At 53.7% G+C, this 12914-nt stretch carries 9 protein-coding genes; 4 read left to right on the top strand and 5 right to left on the bottom strand.

Annotated elements, in window-relative coordinates:
- The first annotated feature begins 78 nt into the window (after positions 1-78).
- Positions 79-3324, top strand: a complete 3246-nt coding sequence (locus IPN69_06040) for a BamA/TamA family outer membrane protein (protein MBK8810280.1) — start codon at positions 79-81, stop codon at positions 3322-3324.
- Positions 3325-3388: 64 nt separating this feature from the next.
- Here IPN69_06040 and IPN69_06035 read toward each other — a convergent pair whose 3' ends face one another.
- Positions 3389-5998, bottom strand: a complete 2610-nt coding sequence (locus IPN69_06035) for a diguanylate cyclase (protein MBK8810279.1) — start codon at positions 5996-5998, stop codon at positions 3389-3391.
- Positions 5999-6394: 396 nt separating this feature from the next.
- On the opposite strand from IPN69_06035, the gene IPN69_06030 reads away from it, so the two are divergent.
- A complete protein-coding gene (locus IPN69_06030) occupies positions 6395-7342 on the top strand; it encodes a VWA domain-containing protein (protein MBK8810278.1) in 948 nt (315 codons plus the stop codon).
- On the opposite strand, the gene IPN69_06025 is transcribed toward IPN69_06030, so the two are convergent.
- On the bottom strand, positions 7336-7548 hold the full coding sequence (locus IPN69_06025; GenBank protein MBK8810277.1) for a hypothetical protein: 213 nt from the start codon (positions 7546-7548) through the stop codon (positions 7336-7338). The genes IPN69_06030 and IPN69_06025 overlap by 7 nt on opposite strands.
- Before the next feature lie 207 nt (positions 7549-7755).
- Between IPN69_06025 and IPN69_06020 the strand changes: the two genes are divergently transcribed.
- Complete coding sequence (locus tag IPN69_06020; protein MBK8810276.1) at positions 7756-8688, top strand: carbohydrate kinase family protein; 933 nt, start codon at positions 7756-7758, stop codon at positions 8686-8688.
- Positions 8689-8772: 84 nt separating this feature from the next.
- A complete protein-coding gene (locus tag IPN69_06015; GenBank protein MBK8810275.1) occupies positions 8773-9990 on the top strand; it encodes a GGDEF domain-containing protein in 1218 nt (405 codons plus the stop codon).
- On the opposite strand, the gene IPN69_06010 is transcribed toward IPN69_06015, so the two are convergent.
- Genes IPN69_06010 through IPN69_06000 form a run of 3 tightly spaced genes read right to left on the bottom strand, consistent with a single transcriptional unit; the run spans position 9987 to position 12780 of the window.
- On the bottom strand, positions 9987-10619 hold the full coding sequence (locus IPN69_06010; GenBank protein MBK8810274.1) for a carbohydrate-binding family 9-like protein: 633 nt from the start codon (positions 10617-10619) through the stop codon (positions 9987-9989). The two genes, IPN69_06015 and IPN69_06010, sit on opposite strands and share 4 nt — an antisense overlap.
- Positions 10616-11035, bottom strand: coding sequence for a YjbQ family protein (locus IPN69_06005; protein ID MBK8810273.1), 420 nt, complete (start codon positions 11033-11035; stop codon positions 10616-10618). The genes IPN69_06010 and IPN69_06005 overlap by 4 nt, the downstream gene beginning before the upstream one ends.
- Positions 11036-11040: 5 nt before the next feature.
- Positions 11041-12780: an AarF/ABC1/UbiB kinase family protein gene (locus IPN69_06000; protein ID MBK8810272.1), complete on the bottom strand. Its 1740-nt coding sequence runs from the start codon at positions 12778-12780 to the stop codon at positions 11041-11043.
- Positions 12781-12914 lie beyond the last annotated feature (134 nt).

Below are 12914 nucleotides of genomic sequence, written 5' to 3'. Positions count from 1 at the left end.
CGGTAACAGATGACGTCACTGGGAGCGGGAAAATTTGGAGTTCGTGAAAAGTTGCTTCGCCTTTGTTCGGCGATCGCAATGTTCATTCTCTTAAGTGCCGTCGCCAACGCCCAAAATCAGTTTGAAGGGAAAAAGATAGTCGACCCGGTCGATGTCACGTTCGAGGGGAACGACCGCGATCTGTCGGCGGCCGAGCAGTTCAGGCTGATTGCGCGCGGAGCGCTTGGCGAAGCATTTTCAGCGGTCAGGGTCCGGGAGGCGATTCAGAGAATCTACGACACCGGACGTGTCGCTTCGGTTTCGGTCGAAGCGGAACCGATCGGGGAAGCTTCGGTCAGGTTGCGTTTCGTGATCAAACGCAAGACGCGCGCTGAGCGTTTGGTCGTGAAGATCGGAAAGTTCACCGGCGAACCGATCACCGAAGACGAGCTTCTTTTCAAGCTCAATCTCCTCACCCCGGGCCAGGCGGTGACCGAACAGGTTCTTCAGTCGAACGCCAACGCGATCCTCGAATACCTGCGTGACCGCGGCTACTACAATTCCGAGGTTACTTATTCGCAAACACCGCTGACCGGCGAGACGCAGGTTGCGGTTCGGTTTGACGTATCGCCGAACGTCCAAGCACGGGTCAGCGAATTCAAGATCGCGGTAACCGGTTTTGATGCGAAGAATGTGCTGACCAAACTTAATCTCAAAACCGGAGCGCCATTCTCGAAAGCCAAACTCAACGAAGATGTTCAACGTGTCGAGAGCGCCCTTCGCGAACAGGAACATTTCGCGCCGGACCTGATCGAACCGCGCGTTGTTTTCGATCCCGACAACAATTCGGTCGCGGTCTCACTAAGCGGCAAGGTCGGCGCCGTTGTTCGGGTCGAGATCGAATCTGACAAGGAGAAGGTCGGCAATGGCACGCGAACGAAACTCCTTCCGATCCTGCGCGAGGGAACACTTGATTATTCGGCGATAGTCGAAGGCGAACGGCGCCTCGAGAACTACTTTCAAGAACAGGGGTTCTTCTTCGCCGACGTCACTCCGGTTTGCTCCGTCACGCCGGCATTCACCGAAACGGAAGCAAGTTATATCGTCAATGGGACCGAGACGCTGTGTTCGGCTTTGGCGGGAGCGGAACTCGATGCCAAAACCGTCGACGTGAAGTACCTCGCCGATCTAAATCGTCAATTCAAACTCGTCGACATCCGCATCGAAGGGACGAAACTCTTGCCCGCGGCGGAGGTCAAAACGGTTCTCGAATCGCAGCAAGCGACGGTGCTCGGAATTGTTCCGTACCTGGGTTACGGTCGCGGATACACGAGTTCCGAATTGCTCAGCGAAGATCGTGAAACCATCCAGTCGCTGATGCGTGAACTCGGATTTCGCTCTTCGACCGTGACCGTGAAGCAAGGTGTTTCGCCCAATGGCGAAGATCTGATCATTACTTTCGTCGTCAACGAAGGCCGTCCGACGCGAATCGACGAGGTTCAATTGATCGGCAATTCAGCGTTTTCGGAATCGGTTCTGAAATCCAAACTACCGAACCTGATCGGTCAGAATTACTCGCGCGCGCGGATCCGGAACGGCGTCAAGAAACTCGTCGAGTTTTATTCAAACGAGGGTTTTTACGAAGCCGGGATCATTTTTGAGGTGGAAGAAAAATCGTCGGATGAAACCGAGGATCGAATCAAGGTCATTTACCGCGTTGAGAACGAGGGCAAGCGCGTGATCATCAATCGTATCCGGATCAGCGGAAACGAACGAACCGCGCGCAACGCGATCCTGAAGGCCTTGAATCTACGGGTTGGAAACGTCTTGCGGGCGGCCGACATCTTCGCGAGCGAGCAGAATCTGTACGCCAGCGATGCGTTCAAGCGTGTCGAGATCAAGACTGAGCCGGCGGGTGAGGGCACGGACGGAAACCGTTTGATCGATATCGTCATCAACGTCGAAGAACAGCCGCCGCGATTGATCACGTACGGCGGCGGTTTTTCGACCGATGCCGGACCGTTCGGTTCGTTCGACATTCGCCATTTCAATCTTTTCGGCAAGCTTCAGCAGGGTGGAGCGCGGGCTCGTATCAGTCGTCTTCAGCAGATCTTTCAAGTCGATTACGTCAATCCGCGATTCATCAGCGATGGAAGATCGGCAGACGGCGTCCGGCGCTTTTCGCCGTTGACCTTTACGGCTCAATACCAACGTGATTCGACGGTCACGAGGTTCTTTCGGTCGGCCTTCGATAAGGGAACCTTCGGCGTCGTTCAGCGGATCGACGCCAACGGAAATCCGATCGATCAATTCGGGAACAATACCGGAGACCCGACGATCAATCGCCTGACGCTCTTTGCCGAGACGAGTCGGACGATCAATTACAAAGAACGGAGCCTCATCTTCCTCCGCTATCGATTCGAGGACGTCCGGCTATTCAACATCGAAAGTCTTCTGATCAAGGACCTTCTGCTTCCGGACGCGAAGATTCGAATCTCGGGATTCGGTGCGACCTACGTCCGCGACACGCGGGAAAACTGCAATTTTCGGTATTCCGTTTTGGAGATAATCTCGAAAGGCGAGGCCGGCGATCCCTGTCGCTACAATCCCGGCGATCCGACGAAAGGCGAGTATATTACCGCCGAATACAATCTGAGCCTGCCGTTTCTCGGCGCCAACATCGGATTTCAGAAGTTTCAGGCGTCGTATTATCGCTTCTACACCGTTCCGGCGCTGAAGAACACGACATTCGCCGGACGCGCGGTTATCGGGCTCGCGAACGTTTTTTCAAAGCGCAGCCGGTTCAATTCGACGCAGTTCCCGGATCTTGACGGGATTCTGCCGATCAGCGAACGATTCTTTGCCGGAGGTTCAACGTCCATCCGCGGGTTTGACTTCGAATCGGCCGGACCGCGGGTAGTGATCGCTCCGCAAGGCACTTTCCGTGATCAAAGCGGCCAGATCATTGCGCTCAATCCCTTTACCGTGCCGTTCGGAGGCAACGCGCTGGCGATCGTAAACCTCGAAGCGCGGATTCCGTTGACCAAGTCCATCCGCGCCGTTCCGTTTTACGACGGCGGGAACGTTTTCCGAAGGATCGGCGATATCTTCAATCCGCCCGATGTTCCGGCCGGAGATACGTTCCGACAGAATCTGCGGGCGCTCTGGTCGCATACGGTCGGTCTCGGGTTGCGTCTTAAAACTCCGGTAGGCGGTGAGTTCGGGGTGGATTTCGGATACTTGCTCAATCCGCCGCAATTTCGAATTCCGCAACCGATCGGCCCGGATGGGATCTATCGCTTGCGCCAAGAGCAGATTCATTTCAGGTTCTCGCAAGCGTTCTAAAGGGGAGAACGGGCCGATCGATCGGAAACCCCGACGTTTTCTCTTTACCTGCTCCCTTTTTCCGTTAGTTTATCGCCGAAGAAATGATGTGGCTTTCGTCGAGCTCGACAAGGAAGTTCTCGTCCTGACTCTCGACAACGAGATCATGGGGTTGCAGTTCCACTGTTTCAACAACCGGTTTGACTGCGATCGCCGGCGGCTGTGGCTTCGACGCCGGTGCGGCATCTATTTCCGGGAGCTTTGCTTTGCCGGCCTCAAGTTTCAGGCGTTTGCGGCGGGTCTTGACCTCATACATTGCCTTGTCGGCTGCGATCAGTAGCTGATCGAGCATCTTTCCGGACGCCGGATAGGATGCGGCGCCGACACTTATGCCCACCTTTGCAAATCGCCCGTCGCCGATCGGCAAGAGAAAGTTCGCGACGGCTTTTTCGATCCGTTGACACAATTCCTGAATCGAGCGGTTGTCGGTTTCCGGAATGATTCCGACAAACTCGTCACCCGCATAACGGGCGAGAAAGTCGTAGTCGCGCATCTGGCCGCGCATTACTTTCGAGACTTCTTTGAGCAGCTTGTCGCCGATCTTGTGGCCGAAGGTGTCATTAACGTCCTTGAATCCGTCCAGATCAAGCATCAGCACCTGAAACTTGCCGTCATTTCGGTCGGACCGTGCCGACTCCTTTTCAAATTGAATCTGCAAACTGCGGGCGTTCGGCAATCCGGTCATCGGATCGGTCAACGCGCGCGATTCGGTTTCCGCGTGATTGATTGACTTGAAGATCGCATCCGAGGCAATTCTCGAAACTGTCTCGAGCAAACGAAGATGCTCGTCTTCATACTCCGCGATGCCGCACGAATAGATCGAAATGGCGCCGAGCAGTTTTTCTTTCGCGATCAGAGGGAGCGACGCCATCGCCGAATACTCGTAACTGAGGCTCACTTGACTGAAGGAAAAGTCGAGACTCGGAACTTTGGAAGACACAGCCTGACGTTTCTTGAGCGCGAAACCCGTTCCGCCTTCGCCTGATCGTACATAAATATGCTTGAGCTCGGCGTCATTGAGGCCCTCGGTGTAAACCGCCTGCGCTTCGTCCGTCAATTCGTTGTGCTGGTAGATAACGCACGTGTCGAACGGGACGAGTTCGCGGATCTTGGCCGCGAACAACGCATATATGTTCTCGATCGAAAGCGACGAACTGAACGTCCGCGCGAGTTCGTAAAGCGTGAAAACCTCGCGGTTTGCGCGCTTGATCTGCTCGATGTAACTCTGGTTTTCCGCCGCGGTCTTGAAGGACGCTTCTTCAGATGCAGAGTCAAATTCGTAGGCCAGATTCTCGTTCTCGATCTTACCTTCAAACTGGCTGAGATTTCGGCAAAAAATATCGACGATCGTCGGATCGAACTGCGAACCGGCGCCGTTGACCAGGAATCTGCGCGCCTCTTCGCGTGAAACTGCGGCTCTGTACGGACGGGCGCCGCGAAGCGTGTCATAGGCGTCGGCGACCGACAGGATCCGGGCCGTCAGCGGAATCTTCTTTGCCTTCAGACCTTCAGGATATCCCGTTCCGTCCCAACTCTCGTGGTGGTATTTGATCGTTGGAATGACGGGATCGCTGAATCCGATGGATTCGAGGATCGAAGCGCCGACCGCCGCGTGAATCTTGATCTTTTCCATTTCGGCCGGAGTCAGTCGGCCCGGCTTGTTCAGGATGTGATCGGGAACCGCCAGTTTACCAATATCGTGGAGAAGCGCGCCGGTTCTGAGCGCCCGAATCTCGTCCTCAGGCAATCCGAGCATTTCGCCGATGCCGACGGCATATATCTGAGTCCGCCGGACGTGTCCTCGGCCGACCTGATCACGCGCATCGATCGCCGTTGCGAGCGCTTCGACCGTTGCGAGGTGGATGCGGCTCGCTTCGCGAATTTCCTTCACCTTCTGCTCAAGCCGATCATTGTGAATGCGATTGGCAAGATGTGTAAGAGCCGCGACGGCGAGGACGACCCAACCGAACGCGAGTCCGAAGAATGTGAACAAGAAATGAAACAAAAGGACGTTCGCGAGGTTGATCAGATACGGTACGATCGTTCGAAGGAACTGCGTACGCAATGATTCGTAAACGACTTCTTTTAGTTTCAAAAACGCGAACAGACTGTTGAGAGTCCTGGTTGCGAGATAGTGAACTGTCGCGGAAACTCCCAATCCGGCGCCGAGCCAGAGCGGTTCGAGCGGTTGATCCGCGACATAATTTGGGATAAAACCGGCAAAGTTGCTGAGTGTGAAATAGAATGCAATTGCGGAAAGGAAGCCGGCCGTAACGTCGTTGAAGACGCTGAACGATCGGTCAAATCGCGACTTACTGGAAAAACCGATATGGGCTAACGAAGTCGAGACGGACAAGAGCACGGCGCCGGGAACACCAAGCCAGATCGTCCCGAGAAAGACGGCCAGTTCTTTGGTCGAAATCTGAATTGAAGTGCCCGGTACGGTCAATCGAAACTGGCTTGTCAGCGCAGTGATCGCCAGGGCAACGCCAAGAACTGCGAGTTGCTGGGTCGGAAAGTTGAACAAACCGTAAAGCGCGAAACCGCACGCTGCAAGAGACGCGAGAAGCATTAACCCCCAAAGAGACTTGGTTGGCAAATTTGCTTCGACTTTGCTTTCGGTTGGCTTCTCCATCGTTCTTAATCCGCCGCGTATCTGCATTTCCGAATTTTGCCTTTGGGACTTTAGATCTTTATCTGTCACGATCGATTTCTAAAAGTTCATTTTCCGTTGACCTCAAATCAGCTGTTCGCACGCAAAATTTGCGTTCAATCAAATCTTGACGTGTAATTCACAGGGTGAAATTGATGAGTCGGAACAACCGTTCTGAATAATTGACAAAACTCGGGGCAATTTACGATAAACTGTTCTCGGGACAACCGCCCGATTCTGAATCAAGGGAACTGGGAATTCCCTAAGTCTTAATTTTAGAATAAATACTGTTCCTTAGGCAATATGTTTTTTGAGACCGGGAAGTCAACAAATAAAGGTCCGCGGTTGGTTTTGGCGGCTTCTTGTTTTTTCGCGTTGATGGTCATTCTCGCAACGATACCTGCTCGCGCTCAGCCGCCGGATGAGACCATCCGTGTCGCAACGGAACTTACCGCCGTCGAAATAACCGTCAGCGATCGCGACGGCAAACCGGTCCGAGGACTTGGCGCAAGCGATTTCAGACTCTTCGAAGACGGTGAACGAAGGGATATCTCATTTTTTGAACCGGTTCGCCGCGAGAACTTCAACCGTCCGCTCGCCGTGGTCTTCGCGCTCGACGTATCCGGCAGTATGACGCCCGCCGAACTTTTGCTGCTGCGCGATGCCTTGCGCCGGTTCGTCAAGCGCCTCGCTGATCGCGATTCATATTTCGCGCTCATAAAGTTCGGAATGGATGTTGAAACGATTCAAGAATTTACGAACAAACCGGAGAAGCTCGAACGCGCGTACGAGAAGCTGATCCGTTCCGATGACGGCCTTTCGACCCACGCCTACGATGCAACGGACGCCGCCGTGAGGCTTCTCGCCAAAAGATCTCCGAAGATGATGAAGAACAGATTTCCGAAGCGTGCGGTGATTCTTGTGACCGATGGCTTCCCGGTCGGCGATACAGTCTCGCCTTCGACCGTGATCGAGCGCGCGAATGAAGCCGAAACCACGGTCTATTCGGTCATCGTGCCGTCGTATTCGCGATTGCAGGGCAACAAGAAACCACTGCCGACGCTTATTGAAACAAGCGGATTGATCGAAAAGACCGGAGGGAGATCGTTCTATGTAAACGACGATAATTTCGACAAGCTATTTGAAAGCCTGGCCGTCGAGGTGACCTCATCGTACGTTCTGGCGTTTTATCCGGAGTCTGAAACGAAAGGTCGAGAGGCTCACGAGATACGAGTTGAGGCAGTGAACGGATTTCAGATCAAACAGAATCGGACGCGCTTCCAACGAATCGCCAAGGACCGCAAGTCGGACGCGATTCGTCAATAGCGATCTTCGTCATATTCGTACGAGCCGCTCTCGTAATCATCGTAATCGTCGGTTTTCGCTGTTTCGTGAAGATCAAGTTCGACCGGATCGAGTCCGACGACCTCGAGGTCGGCCCCGCATTCGTCGCAACTGACAACGTCGCCTTGCTCGGAGTCGGCATCGACGTAAACTTCTTCATCACATTCAGGGCAAATTGCAGTCGGCATCGTTAGAAAATCTCCACTAATCGAATTTGCGAAAGTCTTGAGGGCAGCGTCTGAAAAAACATTCCGCGCATTCCAATCTAATCCGAATGCGGACCATTTGGCAAGATTCTTGAGTCAGAATTTAAGCGGTTCCCAATTTGTTTTCAGGCGATAATTATTAGATATTATTCCTTGATCCGTTCAGAATTCAACTCCGTCCGACAAAAAATGCGCTTTCCTTTCAAACTCAATGATTCGCGAAATTTTGACGTTGTCGGATTCGGAACCAACGCCGTCGATTTTCTGATTCGTGTTCCGGAGTATCCGATTTTCAACTCAAAAGTCGAACTTGAAGATTACATACAAGCGGCCGGCGGTGAAATCGCGACGACGATGGCCGGCCTGCAGCGACTCGGTGCGAAGACCGCATACGCCGGAAGATTCGGGACGGATCCGGAAGGCGTGTTCGGAATGGACTCGCTTCGGTCCGAAGGCGTGGATCTTACGTATGCCGAACAAATCGATGGAGCGCGCACGCAAATCGCATTCATCGTCATCGATGTGCGCAACGGCGAACGAACGGTGATCTGGAAACGTGACGGCGCACTCGCGTATTCGGCTCAAGAAGCGCCGCTTGAGGCGGCGGCTGACTGCCGCATTCTTCATTTCACTCCCCACGATGCGCACGCGTGCCACGCGATGGCGCGTCAGGCCAAGAGTTCCGGTGCCGTCGTTTCGATTGATATCGACAACGTTTTCGACGGCATCGAAGATGTGTTGCCGCTCGTTGACGTTTTGATCACTTCGGCAGAGTTTCCGGAACGATTCCTCGGAATCACTGATCGTGAAACGGCGCTGCGGGAGTTTAACAACAGATTCGGTTGCCAAGTCACCGGTATGACTCTTGGCGAATCGGGTTCTCTCTTGTTCTGCGACGGTCATTTCATTCGAACCGACGGCTTTGCCGTTCCCGGCGGCTGCAAGGATACAACGGGTGCCGGTGACTCATTTCGCGTCGGCCTTCTTTATGGGTTGCTTCGCGACCAAACCATTGAAGAATCGGCGCGGATGGCCAATGCCGTGGCTGCCCTCAAATGCCGCGCCGTCGGTGCCAGAACTGCATTGCCGACTGCCGACGAGCTCAAAAACCTGCTGAAATAATTCATAGACTCACAATCGAACGATGTGAGAAAATGGATTTGACGGATCGCCATATTCCTCGTCAGGTCTCCACTCTCCGTAGTTATGGAATCAAAGATCGGCTTAGTAATTCAATTCACCGGAATCTTTCTGATCACCGCGCTTTCGCTGTTTTTGCGGAGGTCTCTGAAGACTACCGCTTCGACACTGTGGCTCGTTGCTTGGTCCAGCCTTTCGGTCGCGTTGTTTAGCCTGAGCCTCGCATTCATTTTTCCTTCGAAGCTGCTTTTCTCAGTGTATTTCTTTTTCGAGTACGTTTTCGGATTGATGCTGATACTGGGTTGTCGCAGTCTGACCGGTGAATACGAGTTCGAGCGTCGATCGCTTTTGTTATTGATTCCCTTCGCGATGCTCGCAATGGTCTTGTCGGTCGGGATCATCGACTTCAATTACGTCTTCAACATTCACGCATTCGTCCTCGGGGTCTTTTTCGCGTGCGCATATTTCGTTTTGCGGACATCGCTGATCAGGACTTTCGGTTGGCGTGTGATGAGCGTCGCGCTGGCGCTGCTTGCAATCGACTTTTTTCATTACGCGGCTGTCTTTAGCCTGCTGATGATGTACCCCGGAATTCTGCCCGAAGAAAACTACCTTGCGTTCGAACCGATAATCGACCTCGTGCTTGAGATTCTGTTAGGCTTCGGAATGGTGATCGTGCTTCTCGAACAAGTCCTGAAAGAAATCAAGACGGTCAACGTTCAACTTGAAGAAGCGCACGAAAAGCTGAAGCAAACTGCGCATATCGATCCGTTGACCACGGCATTTAACCGCCACGCGTTTTATGGTTTCCTCGAGACCCGCAATGCCGATAGGGTTTCCGGCTGTGTGGGTTTCTTTGATATCGACGATCTGAAGCCGATCAATGATCAACTCGGGCACACCATCGGCGATACAGTGATTCGCAACGTGGTGCGCGTCCTGCGCGACATCATTCGCGCCGAAGACCTGATTTACCGCTGGGGCGGCGACGAATTCTTCGTCGTGATGCTTGGGATCACCGAAAGCGACGCTCTCTCGAGAATCAGTCGCATCGACAGGATGTTGACCGACATCACGCTCGACGGCGTCGACCGACCGCTGACCGTTCGTATTTCGTACGGATTCAAAGCCTTCGTTGATATGTCGGAACTTGAATCGGCGGTAAAGGCAGCTGATGAGGAAATGTACCGCCGAAAGATGGAACGAAAGACTCGCCGCGGCGCCCATATTAGCGCGCCGGTATTCATCTCGAACGAGAACATCCTGGTTTCTTGCGACCGCTAGTCCTCGAATTGAAACTCACCGAATTTCTCAGGAATATGAAAATTCGGGGTCGTCGTGAGCGTCGGCGACCAAGCAAGGTAGCCTCGTCCCGGAACCGTTCCAACGCATCGAAAAAGATTTCCGCGCCAAACGTCACCGGCTTTTGGCATTCTTTCGAAAGCCGTCCAGGGAATCTTGAGCGCCATAAGAACGCGGTTCGAGTCAATTCTCCCGGCGGAAGCCATTCCTGAGAAGAACTCCCAATCGGTTTCGCGGCGGTCCGTAAGTTGATGAACCGCGAGATCGATCCACTCGCCGTTCGGCGCGACCTCGAATTCAAAATAACGGCTCGCGTCCTCCTTGTTCGGCGCGACGAAGATCTCGCAAACGTCGCGGTCCCAAAGTCCGATCGTTTTCGACCTCAGGTTCGGGATCTCAGCGGTGACCAAAGGTTCCGCCTGATTCGCTTCGAACCGGACGTAAAGCGAAGTGTCCGACCATAAAAGCCGCGCCGAAAAATGCCGTCCCGCGGGCGCTTTTTCGCCTGACCAATACGTCTCGACGCAAATTTCGTCCGCCCTATCCCAAGACTCGTGTCCGAGTTCGCCGATCTCAAAATCGCGACCTATTCTCCTGACGCTCGCTTTCATTCTCCGATGATCTTGACCAGCACGCGCTTGCGGCGGCGGCCGTCGAATTCTCCGTAAAAGATCTGTTCCCACGGCCCGAAATCGAGGTCGCCCTCGGTGACCGCGACGACCACTTCGCGTCCCATTACCTGCCGCTTCATATGCGCGTCGGCGTTGTCCTCGCCGGTATCGTTGTGGCGATAGCCGCGGACCGGTTCGTGGGGCGCCAGTTTCTCGAGCCAGATCTCGTAATCGTGATGCAGTCCGCGTTCATCGTCGTTAATGAAGACGGAGGCCGTGATATGCATCGCATTGACGAGAACGAGTCCTTCCGAGATTCCACTTTCCCGCAGGCAGCGACGAACGTCGGGCGTGATGTTGAGAAACGCCCGACGCGTCGGTATGTCGAACCAAAGTTCCTTTCGATAACTTTTCACTGGACCTATTTTCCTGTGTTGAAGACCGTTTTGAACGCCATCTTGGCGAGTTTCCAAGTCCGGTCAAAGTCGATCTTACCGCCTTCATCGTCACGTCCGAGCAGTTTGTCGACAATCATTTTCCGCAGATCGCGTCCTTCGCGTTTGAGCATAAATTCCTTCGCGTACGGCTTCGCCGTTTCGAAGAAATTGAACTCCGGATCCGTCACGATTCCGATGCCTTCAAGCGTCATCAGCGCGCGCATTATGTATGTGAAGTTCGAAGGCAGACGAAACGGATAATCGTACATCACGTCGGCGAGATCGTAGGTCAATTCCTTGAAATTGACGTCCTTGAGCTTCAGATTCAAATGGAACCGGAACATCTTTTCAACAACGGGCCGGACGATCTCCGGATTGGCCCCGGGCTTCAGAAAGTCAAGGTCGATCAGATCCTGAGCAATTCCCGCGGGATCTTTACTGACGACGTGGAAGAACGCGTCGATCATTTTCGCCTGGAGCTTCGGCGTTATTCGTCCGACCATTCCGAAGTCGAAAAACGCAAGCCGCCCGTCGGGCATCACGAGCAAATTGCCAGGATGCGGATCGGCGTGGAAAAACCCGTCTTCCAGGAGCTGTTTCAAATAGGTTCGGATCAACAACCGATTGACCTTCTCTGGCGCCACGTTGCGCGACTTAAGGTCTTCCAGCGCGGTGACCTTCGTCCCGTGGATGAACTCCATTGTCAGAACTTTGGCAGTTGTTGCAGTCCAATAGATCTTCGGCACGTGGACGTTTGTCCAATCCTTGAAACTCTCGCGAAAACGTTCTGCATTGCGGCCCTCGGCGGCGTAATCCATCTCTTCGTGGATGGTCTCGTCGAATTCGCGGAGCATACCGGCCCAGTCGGCGTTTTCGTTCAGCGCCGGAAATCGCTCCGCAAATTTGGTAACGGTCCGCAAGATCTCGATGTCGCCGCGGATGATCCCGGCCAGATTCGGACGTTGTACCTTAACGGCAACTTCTTCGCCGGAATAGAGTTTCGCGCGATAAACCTGGCCGAGGCTCGCCGCCGCGACGGGTTCGATGTCGAACTCCTCGTAAACCTCGTTGATCTTCTTCTCGAGTTCCTTTTCTATCCGCGCGAACGCGATCTCGTTCGGAAACGGCGGGACCGAGTCCTGCAGTTCGCCGAGCGCCTTAACGAAAGGCAGCGGCAAAAGATCCGGCCGCGTTCCCATCGATTGACCGATCTTGATGAACGTCGGACCGAGTTCGATCAGTTCTTCCTTCAGCCAAACCGCCTGTCTTTCCTGATTCAGCTCCTTGCTCTTCTCGGATCCGATGATGAAGCGCCGGAGAAGCAGCATTGACCAGTGGAAGAACCAGAGCCGCAGATTATGAAGCTTTTCACCATAAAATGCCATCCGCGTCAGGCGCCGTGCCGTCTCAAGCCGGGCTTCCGCATTCTTCAGATGTTGTGCGCGATGCACTTCGTATTGATCGAGATAGAGATAGAGCCCAAGTTTGCCGAGCGTCTTCGAGACTTGGAAAAGACGCCGGTATCCGCGCCAGCCCTGATAACTGCGCTCGACCTCGGTTTCCTTTTCGATCAGAAACCGCTCTTCGGCAATCAGATTCTCGTTCGAGACGAGCTTTGAAATCGGCAAAACCTTTGTCGGAACGAGCGCATGCGAACCCTTGCCGTTCTCAACGATCGGTAAGATTGTTGATTCTCTTGTTGCCAACCCTGTTTCTTCTTCCATCTAAACCCCTTGCAAAACTTCTCTTAGAATCACAAAAAACGAATCGCTTTGCAAAAAAGTTCGGCCTGCATTTTGCGGAGCCGCGACAATACGCGAAGCTACGCTTGGAAAAGCGCGTTCTTTTTGCAGTGTCG

It is taken from the genome of Acidobacteriota bacterium, from assembly GCA_016715115.1.
Classification (GTDB): Bacteria; Acidobacteriota; Blastocatellia; order Pyrinomonadales; family Pyrinomonadaceae; genus JAFDVJ01.
The sequence above is the reverse complement of the archived record's forward strand: the minus strand, read 5'-3'. Positions and strand labels throughout refer to the sequence as shown.

What these genes read in the sequence shown, in the direction of transcription:
- IPN69_06040 (MBK8810280.1), top strand. Translation starts at nt 79, where the DNA reads ATGTTCATTCTCTTAAGTGCCGTCGCCAACGCCCAAAATCAGTTTGAA.
- IPN69_06035 (MBK8810279.1), bottom strand. Translation starts at nt 5,998, where the DNA reads ATGGAGAAGCCAACCGAAAGCAAAGTCGAAGCAAATTTGCCAACCAAG.
- IPN69_06030 (MBK8810278.1), top strand. Translation starts at nt 6,395, where the DNA reads ATGGTCATTCTCGCAACGATACCTGCTCGCGCTCAGCCGCCGGATGAG.
- IPN69_06025 (MBK8810277.1), bottom strand. Translation starts at nt 7,548, where the DNA reads ATGCCGACTGCAATTTGCCCTGAATGTGATGAAGAAGTTTACGTCGAT.
- IPN69_06020 (MBK8810276.1), top strand. Translation starts at nt 7,756, where the DNA reads ATGCGCTTTCCTTTCAAACTCAATGATTCGCGAAATTTTGACGTTGTC.
- IPN69_06015 (MBK8810275.1), top strand. Translation starts at nt 8,773, where the DNA reads ATGGAATCAAAGATCGGCTTAGTAATTCAATTCACCGGAATCTTTCTG.
- IPN69_06010 (MBK8810274.1), bottom strand. Translation starts at nt 10,619, where the DNA reads ATGAAAGCGAGCGTCAGGAGAATAGGTCGCGATTTTGAGATCGGCGAA.
- IPN69_06000 (MBK8810272.1), bottom strand. Translation starts at nt 12,780, where the DNA reads ATGGAAGAAGAAACAGGGTTGGCAACAAGAGAATCAACAATCTTACCG.